General features: G+C 46.4%; 27 protein-coding genes and 1 riboswitch. Of the genes, 17 read left to right on the top strand and 10 right to left on the bottom strand.

What is annotated here, in order from left to right; all coding sequences use genetic code 11:
* Positions 1 to 38: 38 nt before the first annotated feature.
* Positions 39 to 410, top strand: a complete 372-nt coding sequence (locus tag RHEIN_RS15855; RefSeq protein WP_008899992.1) for a diacylglycerol kinase — start codon at positions 39 to 41, stop codon at positions 408 to 410.
* Here the strand turns inward: RHEIN_RS15855 and RHEIN_RS15850 are convergent.
* Both RHEIN_RS15850 and RHEIN_RS15845 read right to left on the bottom strand, forming a co-directional pair.
* Positions 407 to 2,023: an ATP-binding protein gene (locus RHEIN_RS15850; RefSeq protein WP_008899991.1), complete on the bottom strand. Its 1,617-nt coding sequence runs from the start codon at positions 2,021 to 2,023 to the stop codon at positions 407 to 409. The genes RHEIN_RS15855 and RHEIN_RS15850 overlap by 4 nt on opposite strands.
* A gap of 3 nt (positions 2,024 to 2,026) precedes the next feature.
* Positions 2,027 to 2,620 carry a YfiR family protein gene (locus RHEIN_RS15845; protein ID WP_008899990.1) on the bottom strand — a complete coding sequence of 198 codons (594 nt, stop codon included), beginning with the start codon at positions 2,618 to 2,620 and terminating at the stop codon, positions 2,027 to 2,029.
* A gap of 148 nt (positions 2,621 to 2,768) precedes the next feature.
* Here RHEIN_RS15845 and RHEIN_RS15840 point away from each other — a divergent pair, with 148 nt between their 5' ends.
* Positions 2,769 to 4,640 (top strand): TonB-dependent receptor plug domain-containing protein, encoded by a 1,872-nt coding sequence (locus tag RHEIN_RS15840; protein ID WP_158005490.1) that lies wholly within the window; start codon positions 2,769 to 2,771, stop codon positions 4,638 to 4,640.
* Between the two features lie 49 nt (positions 4,641 to 4,689).
* Here RHEIN_RS15840 and slmA read toward each other — a convergent pair whose 3' ends face one another.
* The 3 genes from slmA to coaBC all read right to left on the bottom strand — a co-directional run bounded on the left by slmA (position 4,690) and on the right by coaBC (position 7,194).
* A complete protein-coding gene (gene slmA / locus RHEIN_RS15835; protein WP_008899988.1) occupies positions 4,690 to 5,280 on the bottom strand; it encodes a nucleoid occlusion factor SlmA in 591 nt (196 codons plus the stop codon).
* Between the two features lie 248 nt (positions 5,281 to 5,528).
* Positions 5,529 to 5,987, bottom strand: coding sequence for a dUTP diphosphatase (gene dut / locus RHEIN_RS15830; protein ID WP_008899987.1), 459 nt, complete (start codon positions 5,985 to 5,987; stop codon positions 5,529 to 5,531).
* On the bottom strand, positions 5,971 to 7,194 hold the full coding sequence (gene coaBC, locus RHEIN_RS15825; RefSeq protein WP_008899986.1) for a bifunctional phosphopantothenoylcysteine decarboxylase/phosphopantothenate--cysteine ligase CoaBC: 1,224 nt from the start codon (positions 7,192 to 7,194) through the stop codon (positions 5,971 to 5,973). Before coaBC ends, dut begins: the two co-directional genes overlap by 17 nt.
* A gap of 82 nt (positions 7,195 to 7,276) precedes the next feature.
* On the opposite strand from coaBC, the gene radC reads away from it, so the two are divergent.
* The 5 genes from radC (at position 7,277) to mutM (ending at position 10,111) form a co-directional block, all read left to right on the top strand.
* The gene (radC, locus tag RHEIN_RS15820) at positions 7,277 to 7,951 is read left to right on the top strand and encodes a RadC family protein (protein WP_008899985.1); all 675 of its coding nucleotides are present in this window, start codon (positions 7,277 to 7,279) and stop codon (positions 7,949 to 7,951) included.
* Between the two features lie 166 nt (positions 7,952 to 8,117).
* Positions 8,118 to 8,354: a 50S ribosomal protein L28 gene (gene rpmB, locus RHEIN_RS15815; RefSeq protein ID WP_008899984.1), complete on the top strand. Its 237-nt coding sequence runs from the start codon at positions 8,118 to 8,120 to the stop codon at positions 8,352 to 8,354.
* Positions 8,355 to 8,365: 11 nt separating this feature from the next.
* The gene (rpmG, locus tag RHEIN_RS15810; RefSeq protein ID WP_008219722.1) at positions 8,366 to 8,521 is read left to right on the top strand and encodes a 50S ribosomal protein L33; all 156 of its coding nucleotides are present in this window, start codon (positions 8,366 to 8,368) and stop codon (positions 8,519 to 8,521) included.
* A gap of 296 nt (positions 8,522 to 8,817) precedes the next feature.
* Complete coding sequence (locus RHEIN_RS15805; protein WP_008899983.1) at positions 8,818 to 9,288, top strand: hypothetical protein; 471 nt, start codon at positions 8,818 to 8,820, stop codon at positions 9,286 to 9,288.
* Between the two features lie 7 nt (positions 9,289 to 9,295).
* Positions 9,296 to 10,111: a bifunctional DNA-formamidopyrimidine glycosylase/DNA-(apurinic or apyrimidinic site) lyase gene (gene mutM / locus RHEIN_RS15800; protein ID WP_008899982.1), complete on the top strand. Its 816-nt coding sequence runs from the start codon at positions 9,296 to 9,298 to the stop codon at positions 10,109 to 10,111.
* On the opposite strand, the gene RHEIN_RS15795 is transcribed toward mutM, so the two are convergent.
* The 4 genes from RHEIN_RS15795 to RHEIN_RS15780 all read right to left on the bottom strand — a co-directional run bounded on the left by RHEIN_RS15795 (position 10,108) and on the right by RHEIN_RS15780 (position 13,936).
* Complete coding sequence (locus RHEIN_RS15795) at positions 10,108 to 11,784, bottom strand: BamA/TamA family outer membrane protein (RefSeq protein WP_139056485.1); 1,677 nt, start codon at positions 11,782 to 11,784, stop codon at positions 10,108 to 10,110. The two genes, mutM and RHEIN_RS15795, sit on opposite strands and share 4 nt — an antisense overlap.
* 98 nt (positions 11,785 to 11,882) lie before the next feature.
* Positions 11,883 to 12,200 (bottom strand): hypothetical protein, encoded by a 318-nt coding sequence (locus RHEIN_RS15790; RefSeq protein ID WP_008899980.1) that lies wholly within the window; start codon positions 12,198 to 12,200, stop codon positions 11,883 to 11,885.
* Between the two features lie 87 nt (positions 12,201 to 12,287).
* Complete coding sequence (locus RHEIN_RS15785) at positions 12,288 to 13,124, bottom strand: mechanosensitive ion channel family protein (RefSeq protein WP_008899979.1); 837 nt, start codon at positions 13,122 to 13,124, stop codon at positions 12,288 to 12,290.
* The gene (locus RHEIN_RS15780) at positions 13,121 to 13,936 is read right to left on the bottom strand and encodes a DUF432 domain-containing protein (RefSeq protein ID WP_008899978.1); all 816 of its coding nucleotides are present in this window, start codon (positions 13,934 to 13,936) and stop codon (positions 13,121 to 13,123) included. The genes RHEIN_RS15785 and RHEIN_RS15780 overlap by 4 nt, the downstream gene beginning before the upstream one ends.
* Before the next feature lie 292 nt (positions 13,937 to 14,228).
* Here RHEIN_RS15780 and mgtE point away from each other — a divergent pair, with 292 nt between their 5' ends.
* The 5 genes from mgtE to RHEIN_RS15750 all read left to right on the top strand — a co-directional run bounded on the left by mgtE (position 14,229) and on the right by RHEIN_RS15750 (position 19,629).
* Complete coding sequence (mgtE, locus tag RHEIN_RS15775; RefSeq protein ID WP_008899977.1) at positions 14,229 to 15,578, top strand: magnesium transporter; 1,350 nt, start codon at positions 14,229 to 14,231, stop codon at positions 15,576 to 15,578.
* 71 nt (positions 15,579 to 15,649) lie between these two features.
* Positions 15,650 to 15,749: riboswitch (TPP riboswitch) on the top strand.
* 50 nt (positions 15,750 to 15,799) lie between these two features.
* On the top strand, positions 15,800 to 17,899 hold the full coding sequence (locus RHEIN_RS15765) for a TonB-dependent receptor (protein ID WP_008899976.1): 2,100 nt from the start codon (positions 15,800 to 15,802) through the stop codon (positions 17,897 to 17,899).
* A 10-nt stretch (positions 17,900 to 17,909) separates the two neighbouring features.
* Positions 17,910 to 18,161, top strand: coding sequence for a YkoF family thiamine/hydroxymethylpyrimidine-binding protein (locus RHEIN_RS15760; protein WP_008899975.1), 252 nt, complete (start codon positions 17,910 to 17,912; stop codon positions 18,159 to 18,161).
* Positions 18,155 to 18,781 carry a nicotinamide riboside transporter PnuC gene (gene pnuC, locus RHEIN_RS15755; protein ID WP_008899974.1) on the top strand — a complete coding sequence of 209 codons (627 nt, stop codon included), beginning with the start codon at positions 18,155 to 18,157 and terminating at the stop codon, positions 18,779 to 18,781. The genes RHEIN_RS15760 and pnuC overlap by 7 nt, the downstream gene beginning before the upstream one ends.
* Positions 18,736 to 19,629: a phosphotransferase gene (locus RHEIN_RS15750; protein WP_008899973.1), complete on the top strand. Its 894-nt coding sequence runs from the start codon at positions 18,736 to 18,738 to the stop codon at positions 19,627 to 19,629. Before pnuC ends, RHEIN_RS15750 begins: the two co-directional genes overlap by 46 nt.
* A gap of 3 nt (positions 19,630 to 19,632) precedes the next feature.
* Here the strand turns inward: RHEIN_RS15750 and RHEIN_RS15745 are convergent, their stop codons facing one another.
* Positions 19,633 to 19,815 carry a hypothetical protein gene (locus RHEIN_RS15745; RefSeq protein WP_008899972.1) on the bottom strand — a complete coding sequence of 61 codons (183 nt, stop codon included), beginning with the start codon at positions 19,813 to 19,815 and terminating at the stop codon, positions 19,633 to 19,635.
* Positions 19,816 to 20,604: 789 nt separating this feature from the next.
* On the opposite strand from RHEIN_RS15745, the gene RHEIN_RS15740 reads away from it, so the two are divergent.
* The 5 genes from RHEIN_RS15740 to RHEIN_RS15720 are packed head-to-tail and all read left to right on the top strand — an operon-like array spanning position 20,605 to position 26,024.
* Positions 20,605 to 23,403 (top strand): monovalent cation/H+ antiporter subunit A, encoded by a 2,799-nt coding sequence (locus tag RHEIN_RS15740; protein WP_008899971.1) that lies wholly within the window; start codon positions 20,605 to 20,607, stop codon positions 23,401 to 23,403.
* Positions 23,403 to 23,759 carry a Na+/H+ antiporter subunit C gene (locus tag RHEIN_RS15735; protein WP_008899970.1) on the top strand — a complete coding sequence of 119 codons (357 nt, stop codon included), beginning with the start codon at positions 23,403 to 23,405 and terminating at the stop codon, positions 23,757 to 23,759. Before RHEIN_RS15740 ends, RHEIN_RS15735 begins: the two co-directional genes overlap by 1 nt.
* A complete protein-coding gene (locus RHEIN_RS15730) occupies positions 23,756 to 25,246 on the top strand; it encodes a monovalent cation/H+ antiporter subunit D (RefSeq protein WP_008899969.1) in 1,491 nt (496 codons plus the stop codon). Before RHEIN_RS15735 ends, RHEIN_RS15730 begins: the two co-directional genes overlap by 4 nt.
* A complete protein-coding gene (locus RHEIN_RS15725; RefSeq protein ID WP_008899968.1) occupies positions 25,246 to 25,755 on the top strand; it encodes a Na+/H+ antiporter subunit E in 510 nt (169 codons plus the stop codon). The genes RHEIN_RS15730 and RHEIN_RS15725 overlap by 1 nt, the downstream gene beginning before the upstream one ends.
* Positions 25,755 to 26,024: a K+/H+ antiporter subunit F gene (locus RHEIN_RS15720; protein ID WP_008899967.1), complete on the top strand. Its 270-nt coding sequence runs from the start codon at positions 25,755 to 25,757 to the stop codon at positions 26,022 to 26,024. The genes RHEIN_RS15725 and RHEIN_RS15720 overlap by 1 nt, the downstream gene beginning before the upstream one ends.
* Positions 26,025 to 26,039 lie beyond the last annotated feature (15 nt).

Below are 26,039 nucleotides of genomic sequence, written 5' to 3'. Positions count from 1 at the left end.
CTGTTAGCCCGAGTGTGATGCAGTTTTAAGGACAAGCTATGAACAAGCCAAATGGCACAGGTTTTGGGCGTATTATTAAAGCTGCAGATTGTAGCCGTAAAGGCTTTGCCGCAGCCTGGGTGAACGAGGCTGCCTTTCGTCAGGAAGCGGGTTTAACTTTGGCTGCTATACCATTTGCCTGGTATCTGGCTGCTGATTTTGGTCATTTTGCGCTTCTGATGGGCGTCTGGTTACTGGTGATTATTGTTGAGTTACTGAACTCAGCCATTGAAGCCTTAACCGACCGTGTCAGTTTAGAGCGGCACGAATTATCAGGCCGGGCTAAAGATATGGGCTCTGCTGCTGTGACTTCAGCTTTAGTATTTGTTGCACTCGTATGGGCAGCCGCTATCTGGCAAAAATTCAGTTAAAGATCATTCTGCTGGTGAGCGGGTTCGTTCACCAGCGGAATTAACATCGCAAAATGCACTCCTTGTTGCACATCGTCTACTAAATCAATACGGCCATTCAGGCCCTGAGTGATCAGGTTATACAAAATATAAGTGCCTAAACCACTGCCTCCCGCCTGTCTGTTGGTGGTGACAAAGGGATCCCATATTTTTGTTTTAATTTCTTTGGCTATACCTTTGCCATTGTCGTAATAATTCAGCTGCAAAAAACCTTCTTGTTGCTGTGCCTGGATCACCACTTCGCCTGCTTCTATATCTTTAAAACCGTGGATCAGTGAATTCATAATCAGGTTAGTAAAAATCTGCGAATACACTCCGGGAAAACTATAAAGCTGGATTGTTGGGTCTATTTCCAGTTTGATTTGATGTTGGGTATATTTCAGTTTTGGCCTTAAAGACAGGACTATATTTTGTATATATTCCAGCAAGTTAAACTCGCGAGCTTCTTCGCTGGACTGATCAATAGCCACCATTTTAAAACTACGGATTTGCTCTGCAGCCCGTTCCAGATTTTTTAACACAATGGCTGAAGTTTCATTCAATTCAGCTGTCATTTTGCTGAACATAGATTTGCTGATAGAGCCACTTTCAACCGCATGGCTTAACTCGGAGGTTAAAAAACTCAGGTGAGTGACAGCTGTTACAGCAACTCCCACCGGGGTATTAATTTCATGGGCTACACCAGCCACCAGACTGCCTAAAGAAGCCATTTTCTCCCGCTCAACCAGCTTGGTCTGAGTGGTTTTTAAATGCTGCAAGGTCTGATCCAGCTCCTGCACACTATGCTGAAGTTCAGCAGTGCGGCTTTGTACTTTTTGTTCCAGAGTTTTATTCAGTTCCAGAATTTCCTGCTCTTTGTCCTGTTGATCGCTGTTAATTTGCTCAATCACACCCAGCATGGCATTAAATGACTGGATCAAGCCCTGAATATCAGGATCAGAGGAGTTGCTGGCGCGTCTGCTGTAATCTTTGGTATCTGCTATAGAGCTGGTGACCCTTTTCAAATGATCTAAGGGCCTCAAAGCACTTCTGCTGGCTATCAGTGCCAGCCAACTGGCGAGGCCAAGGGTGAGCAGCAGTGTTAAGACTAAACCCCATTTTAACTGAGCTAATTGTTGTTTCAGTGGGGTAAGGCTCACGGTCAGGCGTAAATACCCCAGCAAGTTGTTGTCCACCATCACAGGGGTAACACTATGCAGATAGTCGGCATCAAAAATGTGTTGTTCTTTTAACTGCTCTGAAGAAGGGGAGACAGGCTCTTTACCATAACTGGCAAAAAGCTGATGGCTATCGCTAAATTCATCGTATTTCAGCAAGCTGGCAGAAACTATATCCGGCGACTCTTTTAAAGAGTCCAGCATAGCGCTGGCACTTTCGGGCTGATCAAAGACTATGGCTGCTGAACTCATTGAAGCCAGAATACGAGCCTGAGCGCTGGTATAAGATTGCAACTGAGCTTTGTACTGATCGCTGCTGGTCCAGAATAAGGGCACCAGCACTATGCTCAGGCTCAGCAGGGTGAGCAGCAAAATAGAAAAAAATACCCGGTAGCGGAAAGAGAGCTGGATCATCATGATTTACCTCTGCTTCGCTATGGATAAAAAGGCCGCTTTGGCTTGCAGGCCAGATTCCGTCAAAGCCTGAGCTTTGACATAAAGCACTATTCTGTTGCCTTCCAGCACCATATCAACCTGAGAATATGGGCTTGAACTGACGTAGGGGGCGGAAATGCGTAATACTTGTTGATGATGCAGTTGGGGTAAATCTGTGAAGCCTGAATGTTCCGGTGACTGAGTAAAATACAGTACTTTGCATTGGCTGGCCTCTGTACTGCTATCTGTACTGTCGATCTGCAGTATTCTGACGGGTAATTGCTGGAGCTGACGTTTTTCGGTACCTTTTTGTAACTGGGTTACCAGTACCTCATTTTTTGGCCCAAGCAAACAAATATCAAAAGTACCTTGCCCCTGTTGGGCCGGCCATTCAAAAAACTTGGCAATATTGTAAATATAAGCGGCCTGCATCGCAGAAAATCTTTGCTCGTCCATAGGCGCTGCATCCATAGCGGCTGAGGCCGGCGCCATCCAGCCGAAAGCGAATACCGACCACAGGCCTGTCAGCGTCAGACTAATAAAAGCCGGATATAAATAATTTTTCCGCTTACTTGCCATCTAAGATACTGATTCCTAAACTCCTGTTAAGATCCTATTCTAGTCAGACAAGGCAGTTATGTCGCATTTGCGCTCTGTAATTCCGGCTTTTTTTATACTGACTGCTGTTTTTCCTCTGGCTGCGGAGGAAATACAGGATTTGTTTGAGATGAGTTTGACAGAGCTGATGGACATTCCTGTGGTGACCGCCAGCCGTTATGAAGAAAATTTAAAATCAGCCGCTGCTGTGATGACTATTGTCAGCGCTGATCAAATTCGCAATTCAGGGGCAGATTCTTTATATCAATTACTGGAGCAGGTCAGCAGTTTTTATATGACTGGCTCTCACTTCTTTCCTAATAATGTGTCTTCTGTGCGCGGAGATTTGTTAACTCACGCCGATAACCATGTGCTGATTTTACTCAATGGTAAGCCGCTTAGGGAAAGTTACTCAGGCGGTATTAATTTTGCGATTTACAATGCGTTTCCGGTTCAGGCCATAAGCCGGATTGAAGTGATCCGTGGCCCAGGCTCGGTGCTTTATGGCTCTAATGCCTACAGTGGTGTTATTAATCTGGTGACGACTGAAGCAGGTGGTAAATCCATTCAACTAAGCATGGGCGAACAGGGCTACCAATCAGGTTCTTTACTACTCAGTGGCGGAGAGGAACTGAAGCTGTTATTTGCCGCTAAAGTCAGCAGGTCGGATGGTTGGGATTTCCGTTCTTTTGATAATGCAGGAGTGGAAAACAGCATAGATTACGGGCAGCGTAATCTCGGTTTGTTCAGCAGCCTGACTTATAAGGATTGGCAGCTGGATCTGATGAGTTTATCCGGCACTCAGGATTTTTTTGGTGCCAGCACCAGTTGGTCCGGCACTGTGTTACCAGAGGATCGCAAGGTCGACAGCCAAAGGCATCATGCTGCTTTAAGTCATCAGTGGCAGCAATCTGAGAAGTTATGGCTGGATTCTGCAGTCAGCGTTGCCCGTATGGATTTCAGCCATTACAACTATGATGCCTACTCAACAGAACGTTATCTGGAGTTGAATCAGCACTGGCAACCTTCAAAGGTATGGAGCTGGCAGTTGGGAGGCTCTTTGTGGTGGCAACGTTTTGGCACTGAAGCTGGATTAACCAATGGGCCTGTGCCTTTGACCAAAAATCGCAGAGATACTGCTTTTGTGCAGGCAGACTGGAGTTTCCACAGCGACTGGAAATGGTCTGCTGGTTTGCAATACAACAACAGTCAGTTGGGAAGCAATGAATGGGTGCCCCGCATGGCGCTGGTTTGGCAAGCGAACCAGGATTGGGCAGTGAAGCTTTTACATGCCAATGCTTATCGTGATCCTTATGGGGTAGAAACTAACTTCAATTTAATTTTAAGAAACCCGGCAGGTGAGGTGACAGGTGGTTTGCGTGGCAATCCAGATTTGTTAGCAGAACGGGTGAATACGACCGATCTGCAGTTGTTTTATCAGGCTGATGCTGAGCGCTTTAGTTTGACGCTGTTTCAGAGCAAGGCGGATGAGTTGATCAGCAGGCAAAGGGCTGCTGACCGGGTGATTGATTTTGTCAATCAGGGGGAGATGCAACTGCATGGCGTAGAACTGGAATGGTCAGGGCAAGTGATGGACCGTTTAACGGCGGACCTTGCCATCACATGGCAACAAAATGAGGTGAATGAGATAAAAGACTTTACCACTGTGCCACACTGGCTGATGAAATCTGCAATAACCTATCAGCTGTCGGATCTGTGGGGGTCTTTGCATGCGGCTTTACAATACACTGGCGAGGCGGAAGATGTTCTGGTTCGAAATAGCAACAGACAACTGCTTAATCCAACAGCAGATGCGTATTGGTTGATGAACTTGTCCTGGCGTCTGCCTTTGCCTGATTTTTACGACGCTCAGTTACAAACCACAGTCTATAACCTCTGGGATCAGCAGATTTATCAGGCCGAATTTGTAGGCCAAAGTATCAATACTATTCCGGCCCGATCCGGTCGTCAGTTTGGTCTTAGTTTGAGGGTGCCGTTTTAACTATAAGCTCAGTGGTTCAGACTGAGCTAAGAGTGGAGTTCTGTGAGTTTTAACCAAACAAAGTTTTTTGCAGCAAAGCCCATTGGTTTGGCCATTGAGCTGTAGGTAAGCGGGCAAAACCTGAGCGGACAAATTGCTGCATTTTGCCTTCACAAATGCCCAGCAACAGGTTGGCTAAATCACCTTCATCCACAGCAAAACTTTTGCCTTCACGTAACTTACGTTCGCGTAAACATTGTTTCAGCTGAGTTTCCAGCTTTTCATACAAAGCGCTGATGCGTTCCTGCAAACGTTCCTGTTCACCTTGTAAGGCGTCGCCGGTCAGAATGCGGCAAATACCAGGGTTGCGTTCGGCGAAGATCAGCAGCAATTGCATGATCAGCTCGATACGCTGCTCAGTTTGTTTGTGTTCCTGCACTATCGCATTAATACGAGACAACAAAGTGTCTTCGATAAAGTCGATTAATCCTTCAAACATCCGCGCTTTGCTGGGGAAATGCCGGTACAAAGCCGCTTCGGATACACCAACATGAGCAGCCAAAGCTGCTGTGGTGATCCGCTGACCCGCATGGCTTTGCAGCATAGCGGCCAGAGCCTGCAAAATATCTTCTTTGCGGTTGGGGCGTTTAGTGGTTGCCATGGATATCCTTGTCACTAATTAACCTGAACTTGGGATAATGAGTGTCGAAATTTATTTATTTTTACTTCCTAAATCAATTAGATAGGGAAATGCATTTAAGACAAAAACTCTTTCCTTACTGAATGCGCAGATTTTTGTGGATCTCAAGGCGCTTTGTCGTACGCCATAGTAACCTATGGCTAGACAAAGCAACGCAGAGAGGCGCGAAAAGATGCTCGTTCAGAGGCGCAGCTTATCCCTGGTTCAGGTTAAGCTCGGCCAGAGTGACCAAATCCACCTTCGCCCCGATCTGAAGCGTCAAAATCTGAAACTATGTTAAATTCTGCCTGTACCACCGGCATAAAGACCAACTGCGCGATACGATCGCCCGGGTTAATAGTGAAGTGTTCCTGTGAACGGTTCCACATAGACACCATCAGCTGGCCCTGATAATCCGAGTCGATTAAACCCACTAAGTTACCCAGCACTATGCCGTGTTTATGACCTAAACCAGAGCGTGGCAGTATAGTGGCGCATAAATTCGCATCACCAATATGAATTGCTAAGCCGGTAGGGATCAGCTTGGTTTGGCCCGGAGCCAGTTGTAGTTCTACATCCAGACAAGCCCGTAAATCTAAACCAGCGCTGCCCGGCGTGGCATAAGCCGGTAAAGGGAACTCTGTGCCGATACGTGGGTCGAGAATTTTTAAATCAATGGCTTTTTTCATGCAGATAACGCTCGTTAATCAATAAAAGAAGTTGGTGTGCCAGCTCTGTTTTGGCTTGTAAGCCAAGCTGCTGTTCGCCGTCGGCCCAAAATACAGTGAGAGCATTGTGTTCGCTGTTAAAACCCTGGCCTGAAAGGGATACGTCGTTGGCGCAAATCAGATCCAGTTTTTTCTTCGCCAGTTTCTGGCGGGCATAATTGGCCAGATCCTGAGTTTCAGCAGCAAAACCCACAGTAAAAGGGCGCTGTGACTTTAAAGCTGCCACTGCGGCAATAATATCCGGATTTTTCACTAAGGTCAGGCTGGTGCTATCGTCGCTGGTTTTTTTCAGTTTCTGTGTCGCGACCTGCGCCACTTTATAATCTGCTACCGCAGCGCAGCCAATAAAGATGCTTGCGCTGATCGCCTGCTCTAATGCGGCCTGATACATCTCTTCGGCCGTGACCACATCAATACGCTTTACCTGATCAGGAGTCTTTAGCTGCACTGGTCCTGCAATTAATGTGACTTGCGCGCCTAAGCGCGCTGCGGCGTCAGCCAAGGCAAAACCCATTTTGCCCGAGCTGTGATTAGAGATATAACGCACTGGGTCTATAGGCTCGCGGGTAGGGCCAGCTGTAATCACCAGCGACAAGCCAGCTAAAGGCTGAACTTGTGGCGCAAAATGCTCAAGCACTAAATCCACTAACTGCAAAGGTTCTAACATCCGGCCCATACCTACATCACCGCAGGCTTGTTCGCCTGCGGCAGGGCCCCAAATGTAAAAATTACGTGTCTTTAATATGTCTATATTGTGTTTGGTGGCTATATTTTTATACATCTGCTGATTCATTGCAGGAGCAACTGCCACAGGAGCGTCAGTTGCCAGCACACAAGTGCTCAACAAGTCGTTGGCCAGACCATGGGCTAAGCGGGCAATTAAATCAGCCGAAGCTGGGGCTATAAGTAATAAATCAGCCCATTTGGCGAGCTCAATATGGCCCATAGCGGCTTCAGCAGCAGGGTCGAGCAAGCTGTTGGCCACCGGATGGCCAGACAACGCCTGCAACGTTAAAGGCGTAATAAATTCGCGCGCTGCGTCGGTTTGAATCACCCGTACTTCAGCGCCACGTTCTTTCAGACGGCGAATTAAGTCGGCACTTTTGTAAGCGGCAATACCGCCGCTAATGCCTAATAAAATGCGTTTTCCTGCCAGTAATAGTGCCATGTCTGTCGCAGCAAAAAGTGGTTAAGTTGGCGTTAAGATAACACGGAAAGATGAAGGAAAACAAAAACTCAAGGAGGCGAAGATGAGTATAAAAAGCTGGCCTGAAGGCGAAAGGCCAAGAGAAAAACTACTGGCGCATGGCGCAGAGCATTTATCTGACGGCGAATTGCTGGCTATTTTTTTACGTACTGGTGTGGCCGGTATGGATGCTGTGGAATTGTCCCGCACTTTATTGCATCAGTTTGGCGGGCTTCGACCTTTATTAGCAGCCAGTCAGGCGGATTTTTGCAAAGGTCATGGTTTAGGACAGGCAAAATATGTGCAATTACAAGCGGTTATGGAGCTAAGTAAGCGTTATCTTGTGCAAAGTATGCAGCGTGATACTGTCTTTACCGAACCCGCTATGGTGAAGCGTTATCTGCAACAAAGTCTAGCCTCGCAAAAACGTGAAGTTTTTATGTTGTTGTATTTGGATAGCCAACATCGGCTTATTTGCGCCGAACCGTTATTTTTCGGCACTATTGATGCGTCTCCTGTGTATCCGCGTATTGTAGTTCAGAGTGCTTTAGCGCATAATGCCGCCGCCGTTATTTTGGCTCACAATCATCCATCCGGAGTTGCAGAGCCGAGCCGTGCCGATCGGGTTATAACGGAACGCCTGACTCAAGCCATGTCTCTGGTCGACATTAAGTTGCTGGATCATTTTGTAGTGGGTGATGCAGAGGTTATTTCCTTTGCGGAACGCGGCTGGCTATAAAGGTCTGAAGTTTGGATGTGCAAACGATCGCCTGAACCGTACAGATTTGCTTGAATTTGATCAGGCTTTCGTGTATAAATTGCGCCCTTTCAGAAATCCGGGGCATTCTTCTTGGCCAGAAGGATGAACGAAGCTCGAGCTGAAGTAATTTTGGAGAAACATTGACATGTCTAGAGTGTGCCAAATCACTGGTAAGGGTCCGATGGTAGGTAACCGTCGTTCACACGCCAACAACGCAACTAAGCGCCGTTTCCTGCCTAACCTGCAAACTCACCGTTTCTGGGTTGAAAGCGAAAACCGTTTTGTGACTTTACGTATCTCCACTCGTGGTATGCGTATTATCGACAAAAATGGCATCGATACTGTTTTAGCCGATCTGCGTGCTAAAGGTCAGAAGGTTTAAGGAAGTAAATTATGCGCGATAAAATTCGTTTAGTTTCTTCTGCTGGTACTGGCTTCTTCTATACAACTACGAAGAACAAACGCACCATGCCAGAAAAAATGGAAATCAAAAAGTTCGATCCTAAAGTGCGTAAGCACGTGATTTTCAAAGAAGCGAAAATCAAGTAATTGAACTTAAAAAACCCGACGCAAGTCGGGTTTTTATTCGCCGCCATCCATGGCGCTCACCCTGTCGGGCCATCGTCGCTTCGCTCCAATGTTCACAAAATAGCAGGACAGCTATTTTGCACAGCGCAAGCTGCCGAAGGCGAACATCATGGACGATGTGAGTGAAAATCGTTCCAGACCTTTTTGTCTTTCCGTAATCGTATTCTGCATTTTTATATCTTCTTCGCTTTCTTCTGGTTGTTCCTCCTGACTCTGGTTTACACTGCTGTTTTTCTTCTGTATTGGTTTTTATCTTTATGATCCGTTTAAGTCAAAAAGGCTGGAATAACGTCATGATTTATACAGTGGTGATTTTAATCGCACTGTTTATTGGTCTGCCTGAGTACTTTAAGCAAGGAAGCAACGAACCACAGCCGCAACTTGTTTCTGCAAACCAGACGCTGTTGGCTTTGCATTTTCCAGCTCATCAAATTGAGCGGGCAGGGCCAAACTGGCGTGTGCAACCTGCGGTGCTGACAGACGAAGAATTAACGGCTTTATTGCAGCAGTGGCAACAAGCGGTGTTGCCGGAGAAATCGCCGCTAAACCCAGTCAACCCTGTGCTGATCACCGAAGTATCTGTCTGGCTGACCGGTAAACCGGCGCAGCAGCACTGGCAGTTGTATCAGGCAGGTGATAATCATTGGCTGAAAGCTGTTGATATGGATCTGTGGTATCGCTTGCCACCAGGCCAGGCCGACTTATTATTTCCAGCCGTTTTACGTTGAGGGTGTTATGCCAGAATTACCAGAAGTAGAAGTTTCCCGTTTAGGCATTAGCCCCCATTTGCAGCAGCAGCGTATTGAGAAGGTTGTAGTGCGACAGCGCCAGCTGCGCTGGTTAATACCGGATGAAGTGCTGGAAATTCACCAACAACCAGTGCTTGATGTGACAAGAAGAGCTAAATACCTGTTAATCCATTTGCCTGAAGGTGAATTGATTATTCACCTTGGCATGTCAGGTCATCTGAAAGTAGTACCGCAACATACTCCGGCTGGGAAACATGACCATGTCGATATTTATTTAAGTAATGGCTTAGTGCTGAGATTAAACGACACCAGACGCTTCGGTGCTGTGCTGTGGCAAGCGAAAGACACAATGCATACGCTGATGGCGAACTTAGGCCCTGAGCCTCTGCTGGGTGATTTCCACGGTGCTATGTTGCTGTCTGCCTGCCAAAAGCGCAGCAGTGCGATTAAGCTGGTGCTGATGGACAATCATGTGGTAGTGGGGGTGGGGAATATTTATGCTAATGAAGCTTTATTTCAGGCTGGTATTCACCCAAAAATGCCTGCAAATCAACTAACGGAAGAAAAAGCAGAACTGCTGGTGCAAGTGGTGAAACAGATACTGGCGAAGGCTATTACTCAAGGTGGCACAACGCTGAAAGACTTTAGCCAGACCGATGGTAAGCCGGGCTATTTTGCCCAGCAATTGTTGGTGTATGGCCGGGGTGGTGAAGAGTGTTTCAGTTGCCAGACTGAACTGAAAGAAATACGTTTAGGTCAGCGCAGCACAGTCTATTGCCCACAATGCCAAAATGAGCACTAGAAACTGCGTTTAGCCAATATCCGCCATTCGACTCCGGATAAATCGTCATCACCGCCATAAGCTTTGGTGAGGTCTATATGGATCATGGTGCCACGGCTGCTGTGACTGGACAGTAGTCGTATACCTGCACCTATACCATATAAGGTTTGATCGCCTGAGCTGCCTGGTAAATCCGGATTATCACCCCAGGTGCGGCCCACATCAGCAAAAGTGGCGTAGCCTACGTCAAAAATCTGTGCAATGGATAAACTGCTGTAATAACGGTATTCCATAGTCGCAAGGGCTAAGCGTTCACCTGTTTGATAATACAGGGGGAAAGCCCGCAGTCCTGTGTCACCACCCAAACTTAAACGCTCATCGCGGAATAAGTCATTGCCGTATTGATAGGTGAGCTGACCTACCAGACTATGTTGTGGATCCAGCTTGTGAACCCACATTAAATGACTCTTCAGTAAGGTTTGGCTGAGTTCTGCCTGTTCCAGCTGACTGGCAGATGCTGAAGTCAGCAGATAGTTATCTACTGTCAATTCAGTGGCTTTGTAGGCTGATGCTGTCACTTGCCAGCCATGGTCATCTGCACCGAGCATAGGCGCCAGATAAGCCAGTTTTACATCAGCCTGCCAGCCCAGGTTAATGTCCTCTACTCTGTTAAACTGGTAAATGTTAAACATCTGGCGGTAGTTGGCTTGCAGATACTGCCACGCCAGCCAAAACTGCGATAAATCGCGTTTTTCTGGTGTACCAAACAAGGTGTCCGCTGTTTCTTTAAATTGCACTTCGTTATGGGTGGCACCGACAAAAAAACGCTGTACCCAGTTCTCATCGGACAGCAGTTTCAGGCCACCCTGAATTTCAAAGTAGTTTTTCTGTTTTTGATACTCGTTGGCTTCTTCACCCAACAGATATTCGTTAATATCCTGACTGTCCTGATCCAGAGTTAAAGCAAAAGACCAGGGCGCATGCAAGCGATAAAAGGGCTTTTCGATGGCGATTAAATAAGATTCACCATCTGACTTTTCGGCGTAACGGGTATTTAAGCCCCAGTGGCTGCCAAACATATTTGGTGAGCGGAAATTGAGCAGGTAACTGGTGCGTTCACTGTCGTGCTCGTAATCCAGATTGACCTGATTACCAGTACCAAACAGGTTGTCTTCGGCTAAACCAAAGGTAGAACGACTTTCTCCACCTTCGCGGCTCAGGGATATTTTTGGCAAAAGCGACCAGTTGTCCCAGGTATGGACTGTCACTATTACTTGTTGATCCGGACACTGATGGCTTACCCGAACTTCGACTTTACGTAAATAACCCCTGGTTCTTAATAAGCGCTCGGTTTCGGCAAGACTTTCGGCATCGAGCTGATCGCCGGCTTTAAACAATACATCTTCCTGCAGGGTCGTTTCGGTCGTGATTATATGAGTGCGATTGGCGAAGCGGTGAAACCAGTAGGTGTTTGGTTGTTCCAAATCAAAGACGTCGTTACGGACAAAAAGCACTTGCCCAATGGTTTGCCCTTTATAGGCACTAAAATCTGTGGTTGGAGTGACTTCGGTACACAAGTCAGATGCCAGAGCATGACTGCTGAACAGCAGCGAAAAAAGAGCAAAAGTTGCTGTTTTTGGCGGGAGTAAATTACGGCTATACATCATCAGCATCGACAACACTACAACATCCATTTCTGTTGATTGAGTTTTATCATGACACAATTTACAGCAAGAGCGAGCAGAAAAGACTGAGAACAGTGTTGTTCTCAGTCTGAACAAGGAAAACAGGCTTATTTTGAAGCAGCTTTAATAGCTTCAATCTGTTTTTCAGACAAACGGATGGCACTACCTGGATAAGGTTTTCCCATAGGATAATCCCAGGCTTTTGGTCGTGTTTCAGCTACTACTTCTTTAAATGCATTGCAGACTTTTTTAGAGGGAGCATCTCCAAGCTTTTTGGCGTAAGCGTCTAACATTCTGCTATCAACACCTTCATTGGCCAGTACACAATAGCCTTCTGTTGAATAGACGACTTCTTCTGCAGCTACCGTGGCAGAAGCTGTTCCCAAGCAAAATAATGCAACACAAATTTTATTTATATTTTTCATATGAGTCCTTGATTTAACTACACTTACCAAATTAGTGGGTAAGCCAGATTAACTCTAGGATAGTTTCAGCGCTTTGCCAGTTTATCCTTAGGTTTTGTCATATCTGTTTTGCTGCAACAGCTCTACAGTGTCTTTACTCAGGTTAAGATCCCGTTGTGGAAAGGGAAGTTCTATTCCTTGCTGCTCAAAAGCTATTTTGATTTCTCCCAGTAAAGAAGTACGAAGCTCCCGGTAATTTTCTTTTCTGGTCCAGACAGAAAACTGTAAATCCAGTGAGGATTCGGCAAAACTTAAAAACTGAAATACAGGAACTGGCTCATCCAGGCTTAATGGGTTTTGCTCTGCGACCTGAAACAGCACTTGCCGTACCTGACTGATGTCTTCTTTGTACGCCACGCCAATTTTTAAGTCGATCCGACGAATAGGGAAGCGGGTTAAGTTCGTTACTTCAGTTTTAATCAGGCTTTCGTTTGGAATACGGACAAAAAGGTTATCGAAAGTACGCAATTTAATAGAAAGCAGGTCGATCGATAAAATTTCGCCTGTGGTGTTGCCCACCTGAATGGTATCGCCAATCTGAAAAGGTCGCTCACCAATTAAAAATAAACCACTGATCAGGTTTGACACTGAAGTTTGGGACGCAAAACCTATAGCAACAGATAAAACACCAGCGGCACCCAACAATACCCCTAAGTTAAACCCCAACTGCTTTAAAGCGCTGGCAATAAACAAAGCTAATACCAACCAATACACCAAACGACGGTTTAAAGTGGCATGGTGTTGACTGAATCGCTTCAGGCAAAGTTTATAAGTAGCTCTGGCTGCTATTCCTGCGACAAAAAAGCCAACAATAATCAGCACTGCGGCCTGGATCAGAGAAAAAAACTTTTCAGACCCCAGATAATTCATCAATTGTTCTATCATGAGCCGCTCCTGCTCGCCGAATGGCTAAATAAGTCACTGAAAGCCCGGAACAGGCCATGTTTTTCCATATACAAACGAGGTTTGGCTAAACGTTCAGCACCATCTGCACCTGCTGGCATTTGTTTACTGATGTGTAGTCGACTCATCTCCGCATCGTCCTGATGGTCCAATATCACCTGATCTGTCCACAAGCTGCCATCCACAAGGCCGTATAAGGATAAATAAGGTACAGGTAAGCTGAGTTTTTCAATACTCATCATCTGGCTTGAATTATTTTTGACTGTGACTGGGGTTACGGCTCTGTGCACTCGTTTTGGCAGCTCTTCTTTACTTTGTCTGGCCTGAGTTTTGTCGGCATAACATAACTCACCAACCTGAGTATTAGGACCAAACCAGGTATCTGACAAACGTAGTGTTTGTACTTCCTTCAATAACAAAGTGGGTTGTTGCAATTCAATACGAATACTGACAGGACTGCTGATATAAAAAGTGACTTGTTCACCAGGCGGAACATAAACAGGCTGGTGAGTTTTTACCACCACAGGCCGGTCTGCCAGCAGGGGTTTCAAACAAAATTGCAGTGGCTCATTTTCAAATACAAAGCGGCTTGCCTGGCGATGTTGAGGCCACTGAGCAAGTAGTTGTGATTCCACATGCTGATGTTCTGCTTGTGTCAGCAGCTCTGTCGCAAGACGCCATTCTCCGGCCTTGCGCTGCAAAAATATCTGTAAAGGCCCAAGTAAAATTTTACAGCTTTGTTCATTCAGCAAGGTTTGGGGTTGCCACCAGAGCGCCTGATTTTCAGCAAACATGCACAGTCCTTTAGGTGATCAGCTGTGGGCAGAATTTAATCGCGCACTTATGATCGCTAATAAGTTGAGGTTAAGTGGTTACAGGAGTAAAATGATGCTCGTTTTTTACTGTATCAGCAATGAGTTAAGCTGATATTCCTTCCCGCGTAACTAAGTATAAAGGAGAGTTCCGTTTTTATGGACCTTCCCAGTCACAGGCCTGGCCTGACACATAACTTAACACTGTAGTTTTGCTGTAGACCGCTGGTTTGTCCTGACCTTGCGACTACGGCCCGTAGTTCGAGGTGAAAACATGGAACCTTTAGTTCTGATCCATACATTACGTGCCGCTCTTGAAAGTGGCGATTTATCTGTATTGCACATTCGTTTGGCTGATACTCATGCCGCTGATTTAGCCGGTGCTTTGGCTGAGTTTTCCACAGAGCATTTGTGGCAACTGTTAAGCTGTTTTCCGTTAAGCACACAAGCCGATGTATTCAGCTATTTACCTGAAGATCAGCAAGTTGAGCTGGCCCATAATGTCAGCCGACAGGATTTTATGCCCGTGATCCGGCAGATGTCGTCGGATGAAAGAGCCGACTTATTTAACCAGCTGTCTGATGCGCAAAAACAAGCCTTGTTACCCGCCTTAGCTCAGGCTGAGCGTGATGATGTATTAAGTTTATCGGCGTATTCTGAAGGCACGGCTGGTGCCATTATGAGCTCAGATTACGCCATGTTGTCACCAGACTTAACTGCGGCTCAAGCCATTGAAGTGCTTCGCAATGAAGCGCCGGATAAAGAAACCATTTACCTGTCTTATGTGGTGGATCAGGACCGCACTTTAATAGGGGCTTTGTCGTTACGTGAATTAATTCTGGCGCCTACTTATGCTCTGGTTGATGACGTGATGAAACATGATCCTATTCATGTCAAAGTGGATACGGCGCAGGAAGAAGTAGCCACGCTCGTTGCTAAGTATGACTTAATAGCTATTCCGGTGGTGAATGCGCAAGGCCAGTTGGTAGGTATTGTCACTCACGATGACGCAATGGACGTAGCAGCAGCCGAAGCCACTGAGGATTTTCACAAAACTGCCACTATAGGTAAGCTGGAAGGCAGTGTAAAAGACGCCAAAATCAGTTTGTTATACCGTAAACGTGTGGTCTGGCTGGTGGTGCTGGTGTTTGGCAATATTTTCTCCGGTGCTGGTTTAGCTGCTTTTGAGCAGATTATTTCTGAACACATCGCTTTGCTGTTTTTCCTGCCGTTATTAATAGCCAGCAGTGGTAATGCAGGTGCTCAGGCCGGTACTTTGATGGTGCGGGCTTTAGCCACTGGTGATATTAAATTAAGGCACTGGGGCAAGATGCTGGGTAAAGAAGTACTGGTGGCTGGTTTATTAGGTATTACTATGGCTATTGCTGTCTACGCGCTGGGCTACTGGCGTGGCGGGCTGGACATAGCGCTGGTGGTGGCTGCCACTATGCTGATTGTGGTGCTGGTGGGCAGTTTAGTTGGCTTGTCTTTACCTTTTTTACTCAGCCGTTTTGGTATGGACCCTGCAACTGCCAGTGGACCTTTGATCACTTCTATTGCTGATGTGGCCGGTGTGGTGATTTATTTCTCCATTGCCAGCTGGTATTTACCTGCTTTGGTTTAATTCGTAAGCCAGATCTGTATAAAGTTACAGATCTGGCAATTGCCTGTCTGAAAAAAAGCCGTTACACTCCGCCGCGAACCAAGGGGTGCTTTTAGCTGAGACGCCGTCAAACGCGAACCCTTCGAACCTGATCCGGATCATACCGGCGGAGGGATGGTACTTCTGTATTCCTTTTGCTTTCGTGATCCTACGTCTATTGATTAAACGGAGTAGTATCACATATGCGTAGAATTTCCCCTTTATCCCTGGCTGTTATGGCCTGCTTATCCGCAGCTGTGATCGCCGAAGAAAATCCTCAAAATGAACAGGCTGTCGAACGTATTCTGGTGCAGGGCGATTTCCGTCAGGAGCAACTGCAAAAGCTGCCAGGCAGTATTCTGGTATTGAGTCAGCAGGATATCAGCCGTCAGAATGCCCAGCATTTAGATGATTTGTTGCAGCAAGCCGCCAATGTGAACTTTTCAGCTGGTGCTTCCCGTGGCCGTTTTTTACAAATTCGGGGTATAGGCGAGCGCAGTGAGTTTGTCGACAGCATCAACCCTTCAGTAGGTGTATTGATTGACGGCATTGATTATTCAGCTTTAGGTGTCAGTTCTTTAGCTGATGTGCAGCAAGTTGAAATTTTCCGTGGCCCGGAAGCAACCCGTTTTGGTGCCAATGCGATGGCCGGTATGCTGAATTTAACCTCCAATGCCCCCAGCTTCAATAGCGAAGGTCAGTTAAGCGCTACCCTGGCAAATTACGATAGTTATCAATTAGCTGGCGCCTACAGCACTGCGATAAACCAGCAGTGGGCTTATCGGCTGGCTGTGGATCATCAAAGCTCAGATGGTTTTATCGAAAACATCTTTTTAAACCGTGACGATACCAACCATATTGACGAAACCTCGGCCCGCGCTGCGCTGCGTTATCTGGCCACCAAAGATCTGACGCTGGATTTTATTGCTCACTACCGCGATATCCACAATGGCTATGATGCTTTTTCATTAGACCTTAACCGCACCACTTTATCGGATAAGCCTGGCCAGGACTTACAACAAAGCCGGGCTTTAGCCATCAAAGCCGATTATCAGGGCTTAAGTTGGGCTAATGTCTATACCCAATTAAGTGGCCTGACAGCGGACACTGACTATGGTTTTGATGAAGACTGGAGTTATGAAGGTATTCATCCTGATGGCTATGCCACTGAAGACCGTTATTTGCGGGAGCGCGACCAGTGGAGTCTGGAGCAACGCTTTTTAGGCAAAGATCAAAGAGATTGGGTACTCGGCTGGTATGCCAGTGGTCAGAAAACTGAGCTGGAGCGTCAATTCTGGAACTGGGATTTATGGCAGGCAGCGCAGTTTTTCAGTGATTTTGAACGCCAGAATATGGCGGCATTTGGGCAGTGGTCTACAGATTTAGGCGATGGTTGGAGTTTAACTTCAGGTGCCCGTGCTGAACGTTATGATGATGAGTACAGTGACAGCAATGGCATCACCCAGCAAAACGATGAACTGATGTGGGGCGGAAAACTAAGTTTAAGCTTAGCGCTGACGGATTCAACCAGTTTGTATCTGTTGGGCTCACGGGGTTACAAAGCAGGTGGTGTGAATGGTGAAGCATTAGGCAAAGCTTTGGGCAGTGGCTCTGAAGAAATGTCAGATTACTTAAACAGCAAAGCTAATTTTTCGCCTGAAACCTTATGGAATGCTGAATTTGGCGTCAAGGGCAGCTCTGCTGATCAGACTATTGTCAGTCGAGTGGCGGTATTTGCCATGTGGCGTGATGATATGCAGGTGAACAGTTGGGTAACACGAGATCAGTCTTTTGTCGGTTTTATTGATAATGCAGCTTCAGGCCGCAATCATGGACTTGAGCTGGAAAGCCGTGTTCAACTGACAGAAAGCTGGACTTTATTCGCCAATGCCGCCTGGCTTGAAAGTGAAATCCGTGGTTTTATCACTGAAGAGGGTGTAGATAAAACTGGTCGCGATCAGGCCCATGCTCCGAACTACCAATATAGTGTCAACAGTGAGTGGTTACTGACGACTGATTTGAGTTTAAATCTGGGTTTGCAAAGCAAAGCTGCTTTTTATTATTCCGACAGTCATGACGCGCGTTCAGAGCAAATGCATTTAGTGAATCTACGTTTGCAGTACCAGTGGGATCAGGTGCAGCTGGCTGTATGGAGCCGCAATGCCTTGGATGAAGAATACGGAGTGCGGGGTTTTTACTTTGACAACGATCCACGGGACGGTTGGGGTAATGGCACAGAAAAGGTCTATGAACAATTGGGTGAACCACGCCGTATAGGTGTCACCGCCAGCTATCAGTTTTAAAGGGTGAATCATGAAATTATCTATTGAAATCAGTAAGTACCCACTAACCAGTGACTATATAGAACCTATTAAAGGTTTTATCGAATTACTGAACAGCAATCCAAATGTACTGGTGATCACCAATACATTAAGCACTCAGGTGTTTGGCGATTACGACGAAGTGATGGCGTTGTTACAACAAGGTATTCGTTGGTCTTTTGAGACCTATGGCAAAGTGGTGTTTGTGGTGAAATTTTTGCACGGTGATTTACGGCCATGTTAGACGCATGGCTGCAGGTTTTTAGCGGCTGGAAAACGCTGACTCAGCTCGAGCTTGCTGCTACCTTGCTGGCGCTGGCTTATGTGCTGCTGGCGATGAAACAGAGCTTATGGTGTTGGCCAGCCGCTTTGCTCAGCACTTTGTTGTACACCCATATTATGTGGCATTCGGCCTTGTTATCTGATGCCTTACTGCAGGTGTATTACGCTGGTATGGCGCTTTACGGCTGGTACAGCTGGCGGCAACAACAGGTACAGCTGCCCGCCGGACAGTCGGGTATGACTGAATGGTCAGCAGGCACCCATCTGAATTTAATTGGCGGTACAGCGCTCTGTGGTTTGCTGTTGGGTTATTTGATGGACCAGTACACTGATGCAGATTTTGCGTACATAGATGCACAAACTACGGCCTTTAGCGTCATGACGACCTATCTGGTGGCGCGTAAAGTGGTGTCTAACTGGTTGTACTGGGTGGTGATCGATGCCATCTGTATTTATGTGTATATACAAAAACATCTGTATTTTACGACTGCACTTTTTGTACTCTATACCATTATCGCTTTGATCGGATTTTTTGTATGGCGCAACAGCTACCAGCAACAACAGCAGATGAACCCCGCCTGATCTGGCATTTATGCCAGCAACTGGAGTTTTTTGCTGATCACGAGCCGCTGTTGCTAAAGCAGCTGACGCAAGGCAAAAGAACCAGCTCTTATCAGGTGCAAACCAACAGAGGCCATTATGTGCTGCGACATTATGGTCCTTCGGTATTGGGCGTTTGCCGGCAGCAGGAGTTACGTTGTCAGCATGCTGCCGCTGCCGCTGGTTTAGCGCCGGCACCTTTGTGCCTGAATAACCATCAGCGTATGTTGATCACCGAGTTTTTGCCTGAAGCTCAAAGCCCTTCAGTGGCTTATATCCGGCAGAATATTTCGGCTTTAGCCCAAAAACTGGCTACTTTACATCAGTTACCAGTACAAACTGCGGTGCTGGATCCCTGGCTGTATTTACAGCAATTAAAAACTCAGCTGGAACCCTATTGGACGGCCGAAGCGCAAAATATCTGGTTGCCATTGATCACCGCGGCCCGCGATTTACAGTATTTTCAGGCAGACATAGGTTTATGCCATATGGACTTGCATGGGCAAAATTTGTTGCTCTGGCAACAGAAACTATGGCTGATTGATTTTGAATACTGCCAGTTGGCGGATGTAGTCTTTGATTTAGTGGCTTTGACAGTGCAGTTCGACTTATCTGAGGCAGAACAACAGCTATTACTGGACAGTTACAGAGCGGTCAGAGGTTCGGCTTGCAGTGTGCAGTTATTGGAAAAAGTGGCACTGGCGAAAATAGTGTATTCAGGCTTTTGTTGGTTGTGGTACTGGCAAGAAGAGCTGGACAACCAGGACCCCAGACACAAACAAGCCGCAGCAGACTGTTACCAGCATTTACTGCGGCTTGTTCAGGGCTAGGTTTTACAGTCCGCCTAAACGCTCGGCCAGAATTTTGTAACGTTTTACATCTTCTTCATCAAACAGAGGTTTACCTTCATCATCCTTGCCGTTGGCGACTAACAGATTTTCGCGTGCCAGACGTTCAACACGGATCTCCTGGATACCTAAAAAGGCGGCGACTTCTGCAACGTTAAGTATTGCCATAATGAGTTCCTGCAGTAATTATTTTAATTAATTTAAGCTGATATTTTTATTTTAGTGAATAAAGTTTCACAAGCACTGATGTTTTACTTAGTTTTTTCCAGCGTGACAACTGATGTCGCCGTTAATTTTGTTTTTTTTTCGAATTTTTTATATTTTACACCCACCAGATTGTATTTCGTTTACAACTGTCAGTTTATAGTCAGATTTAATGATCAGGCCTATGCTGGCTTGTGACTTATTGTTTTCATCTTATTGTGTCACTCGCCTCTCTTGAGAGAAACAACAGGCTCTTGGTATAACAAACTGAACTAACTGATAATTTTTGTGTGCTTGTCATCACTTTTACATAGATTTGAACTATGGTAAATAACAAAACCCAGATCCGATGAACAACACTCTGCTCCTGAGTCGTTAGTATGAAAGCTTCTGCCATAGCTTTGGTTTGATACATTAATTTTCTGGTCAGGCGCCCCTCTGGAATAAACTTAACCAGTGTGGCAACACTTCCTGATCAGATCACATTTTTATTAGTGCAGAGCAAGCATTAAATTGTTATGGATCAGCGATATAATGCCTCTGATCTTTGTTTTTATCCACTTCAGCTTGTCAGAGACCAGAACGTCTGGACAGCTTGTATGCGGACAGGTATAAAGTACGGCATGTAAAATTTTCAGGGCATTTAACCCTCTGTCAGGCGCAAGGAATCTTTGTTGCTTGCCAAATTGCTCAGGGTGTTTTCTTTGCTACTACAAGTGAACACAACTCAGCCCGCTAAGAGGATGTAAGTACATGATTGAGCTTCTGTTGATAGTCTTATTTCCTTTGATCGGCTCTTTAGTGCCAGTAGTGACGGCGCGATGGTCACGTAGTTACAGTGCTCTTGCTACCGCTTTATTACCCCTGGCTGCTTTAACTTTAGTATTACAGCTGGCGCCAGCTGTGTTTGCTGGTGAAACCTTATTCTATAAGTTGTCCTGGGTCGAAGCTTTGGGCTTGTCTGTAAGCTTCCGGCTGGATGGCCTGTCACTTTTATTTCTGTTTTTGATCCTTGGCATTGGTTTACTGATCATTTTATACGCCCGTTATTACTTGTCTGAAAAAGATTCGATGGCGCGGTTTTATGGCTTCTTAATGCTGTTTATGACAGCCATGCTGGGCATAGTGTTGTCGAATAACCTGCTGCAGTTATGGGTGTTCTGGGAGCTGACCAGTATCAGTTCCTTTTTGTTAATCAGTTTCTGGTGGCACAGAGCGGACGCACGCCTGGGGGCCCGTATGGCGCTGATGATCACAGGTTTTGGTGGTTTAGCCTTGCTTGCCGGTATCTTATTAATTGGCAATGTATTGGGTAGTTTTGAGCTGGATGTGGTGCTGTCTCAGGCCGCAGTGTTGCAGCAGCATTCGTTGTATCCTGTGATTTTAATTCTGGTCTTGCTGGGTGCTTTCACCAAATCAGCACAGTTTCCGTTTCATTTCTGGCTGCCAAACGCGATGTCGGCACCAACCCCTGTCAGCGCTTACCTGCACTCGGCCACTATGGTGAAAGCGGGCATTTTTTTATTGGCCCGGATGTATCCTTTATTGGCTGGCAGTGACTTATGGTTTTTGATGGTCACTATCACCGGCATGACCACATTGTTGGTGGGTGCTTATCTGGCGTTGTTTCAGCATGACTTAAAAGGCTTGCTGGCGTATTCCACCATCAGTCACTTAGGTTTAATCACGTTGTTGTTTGGCTTAGGCACTGATCTGGCTGCGGTCGCAGCTATTTTCCATATTATCAATCACGCTATTTTTAAAGCCTCTTTGTTTATGGCCGCTGGTATTATTGACCATGAGTCAGGTTCGCGTGATATGCGAAAACTCAATGGCCTCTGGCAATTTATGCCTGTGACAGCGACGCTTGCCATGGTGGCTTCTGCATCTATGGCCGGTGTGCCTTTACTGAACGGCTTTTTGTCCAAAGAAATGTTTTTTGCCGAAACTCTGCATCAGGAAGTACTAGGAGCTTTGTCCTGGCTGATCCCTGTGCTTGCTACTGTAGCTGCAACTTTGTCTGTGGCTTATTCAGCCCGTTTTATTCACGATGTGTTTTTTAACGGTCAACCCAAGGGGTTGCCCCGTACCCCTCACGAACCGCCCCGTTATATGAGAGTACCGGTTGAAGTGCTGGTTGCTCTTTGTATTCTGGTGGGACTGGCGCCTGCCTATGTCGTAGGGGATCTATTAGCTATTGCCTCTACAGCAGTGTTAGCTGGCCCTTTGCCTGTCTACAGTCTGTCGATTTGGCATGGCATTAATTTACCCTTAATGATGAGTGTATTGGCTTTGACCCTGGGTATTTTGTTGTATTTCAACCGCAAACATCTGTTTCGTTTTCAGGCTGAGTTGCCAGAGCTGAACCCGCTGCAGTTTTTTGAAGTAAAAATTAATGCTTTATTAGGCTTTGCGAAAAAATGGCATCATCGGTTTGAGTCGGCGACGCTGCAACGTTATTTAGTCTGGATGTTTGTGATAGTGGCGATGCTGTTGATTTGGCCTTTGCAGCAAATGGGACAATTTACGCAACACAATGCTATGCAAAAGCCTGATACGCTGATGTTTGCTGCCAGTTTTGTTGCCGCTATAGCGGCCATAGCTACTGTATTGTGTCAGCGTCAGCGCTTGTTATCTTTAGTGATGATTTCTATTGTAGGTTTAGTGGTAACGCTCATTTTTGTGCGGTTTTCAGCACCGGATCTGGCTTTAACTCAGTTGGCGGTGGAAGTAGTGACTATAGTGCTGTTGATGTTGGCGTTATTTTTCCTGCCTCACAAAATCAGCAGGGCATCCAATGCTGGCCGGTTGATCCGCGATGGAGCAATAGCGTCCATCTGTGGTGTGGTGATTGGCAGTTTAAGTTATGCCTTGATGCTGGAACCGCAACAACGTATTTCGGACTTTTTCCTCGCCAATTCTAAAATTGGCGGTGGCGGCTACAACGTCGTCAACGTGATTCTGGTCGACTTCCGTGGTTTTGATACCTTAGGCGAAATTACAGTTTTGGGTATTGCCGCTTTGGGTATATTTAAACTCTTGACCCGTTTACCTTTATTCAGGTCGAGCTCAGATGCGGAAGGGCGGCAATGGGCTTTGGATAAACACCCTATGTTGTTGGCAGTCGTATCGCAAGCTTTGTTGCCTTTAGCCTTGTTAGTGTCGGTTTATATTTTCTTCCGTGGTCACAACTTACCAGGTGGCGGATTTGTGGCGGGCTTAATCACGGCTATCGCCATTATTTTGCAGTACGTGGCACAAGGGGTGGATTGGGTACGTGAACGTTTAACGCTGGACTATCATCGTCTGGTTGCGGCTGGCGTGCTGATATCCACTTTGACTGGTGTCGCCAGTTGGGCTTTTGGACGGCCCTTTTTAACCTCCTGGTTTGATTATTTCCAACTGCCACTTTTTGGCGAAATAGAACTGGCAAGTGCAATTGCCTTTGATTTAGGGGTTTATCTGACAGTAGTAGGGGCGACTCTGATGATTTTAGCCAACTTAGGTAAAATGACCACTGAACACAGGCCTGTAAACAGGGGACAAAGCTAATGGAATTATTGGTCGCTATTATTATAGGTGTGCTTACCTGCTGCGCTGTGTTTCTGATTTTACGGGCCAGAACCTTTGCTGTGATGCTGGGGTTGACCATGTTGTCTTATGCAGTGAATTTATTCATTTTTTCCAGTGGCGGATTAAAAATAGGGGCTGGTGCTGTGCTCAATGCCACTGAAGAATATGCCGATCCGCTGCCTCAGGCTCTGGTGCTGACTGCTATTGTGATTGGTTTTGCGATGACAGCTTTTCTGGTGGTGTTGTCCATCCGCGCTCGTGCTGATTTAGGTAATGATCATGTGGATGGTAAATTACCCGTAGCGAAAAACACCCGGCAGGGAGCTTCGTCATGAACCATCTGATTATTTTGCCGATCATTTGGCCTTTGCTGGTGGCTTTGCTGACCTTGTTGCCCCCTTTTGACCGCAGCTTGTTATTGCGCCGTTATTTGAGTGTCGGCGGCTCTATTGTGTTGTTGTTATGCAGTATTGTGCTGCTGATACAAAGCACCAATAACCCGGCCCAACTCTATCAACTGGGGAACTGGGCTGCACCTTTTGGTATCAGTTTATTATTGGATCAGGTCAGTAGCCTGATGTTGTGTCTGACAGCTGTACTGGCAGTTGCATCCAGTTTATATGCCAGCAGTGGTGAAGATGAGGGGGGATTTTTCTTTCATTCTTTGCTGCATTTCCAACTGATGGGTATTAACGGCGCCTTTTTAACTGCAGATTTATTTAACCTCTTTGTATTTTTTGAAGTGCTGCTGATTGCGTCCTACTCCTTATTGATCCATGGTGGTGGCAAAGCAAAAACCAAAGCTGCAGTGCATTATGTTGTTCTGAATCTGGTGGGGTCGGCCTTATTTTTGTTTGCACTGGCATTGATTTATGGTGCTTCAGGCACACTGAATATGCTGGATTTGGGCGCTAAAGTCGCAACTTTGTCAGACACTCAACTGCAGTTATTGCAGGCTGCTGTGGCGCTGCTGTTGGTGGTGTTTGGCTTAAAAGCCGCAGTGATGCCTCTGCATTTCTGGTTAGGTAGCGCTTATTCTTCGGTCACGCCAGCTGTGGCTGCATTGTTTGCCATTATGACCAAGGTTGGTATTTACAGCCTGCTGCGGGTCTTTGCTATGGTGCTGCAGGACGCTGGTTTTGTCGCAAGTTGGGTCTTCCCTGTGCTCTGGTGGGCTGGTCTTCTGACTATTGTGATGGGTGTACTGGGCGTTTTAGCCAGTGAAGATTTACGTAAAATGGCCAGTTATCTGGTGGTGGTGTCTGTTGGCTCTTTGGTCGCTATTCTGTCATTAGGTACACCTGAGTCCGTGCAAGCCCTGCTGTATTATCTGGTGCATTCAACTCTGGCTACAGCAGCCTTATTTTTACTGGCCGATTTGATTGCTCATCAGCGTGGAAAAGCCGGAGACCGTTTAGTGAATGGCCGGAAAGTCGCCCAACCAGTGTTGCTTGGTTCAGCCTTTATTGTGGTTGCACTGAGCATAGTAGGCATGCCGCCATTTTCTGGCTTCATTGGTAAGTTATTGCTGTTGCAAGCAGTGCCACAAGGCAATGCTATGTTGTGGTACTGGTCGGCCTTATTAGGCAGCAGTTTGTTGTTGCTGATTGCATTAAGCAGAGCGGGCAGCATTTTATTCTGGCAAGTCGCCGGAACTGATACAGAAGCCCGCATGGCGGGTGGGCGTCGCGGTACTGCACTGGTACTGTTGGTGTTGGCCAGTCCTTTGTTAAGTCTGTTTGCAGGGCCTTTAACCGAATGGTGTCAGGCTGCAGCGGCTCAGTTGCAGGCTATTGCTCATCTCACTCCGGGAGCCTTCTGATGAAATCGCTAAAGAAGTGGTGGCCAACCCCCATTCGTAGTCTGTTTTTATTTTTGGTCTGGCTTTTACTGAATAACAGCGTGGAGTTTTTCCATTTGTTTTTTGGTGTGGTATTGGCCTGGTTAATTCCACAGCTTATTCATAAGTTCCGTCTGGTTCAGCCTGGCATGAAAAGTCCTGGCACCGCCATACGTTATGGCCTGATGGTGTTATGGGATATTGTAGTGGCTAATATGCAGGTTGTGCGGCTTGTGGTGGGGCCGAATAAACGCTTGCGGCCAGCCTTTATTAAGGTACCGCTGGATTTAACAGACAATCTGTCTATTACTTTTTTGGCCAGTACTGTCTCTTTAACGCCTGGTACTGTGAGCGCCGAGGTTTTACCTTTGAATGCAGGTATTGATGAGCCACGTTATTTGCTGGTGCATGTGCTGGATTTAGCCGATGAAGCTGAGTTAATTCAGCAGATCAAAGAGCGCTACGAAGCTCCATTAAAGGAGATATTTTAATGCTTGATCTGATTTTGCAAGGCTGTTTTTGTGTGGTGGGACTCGCCTTATTAATGAATTTGTATGCGGCTATTCGTGGGCCTTCGGTAATAGACCGCTTATTGGCTCTCGATACTATGTATATCAACAGCATAGCTTTGTTGTTGCTGTACGGCATTTATCTGCGGACCAGCTTAAATTTTGAAGTGGCTTTGCTGATTGCGATGCTGGGTTTTGTCAGTACTGTGGCTGTATGTAAGTTTTTACTGCGTGGCGATATCATTGAGTAAAGTGCTGAATAAAAC

Origin of the sequence: Rheinheimera sp. A13L, assembly GCF_000217935.1 — a bacterium.
In the GTDB taxonomy this organism is placed as follows: Bacteria; Pseudomonadota; Gammaproteobacteria; order Enterobacterales; family Alteromonadaceae; genus Pararheinheimera.
Note: the sequence above shows the minus strand (reverse complement) of the source record. Positions and strands in the feature narration are given on the sequence as shown.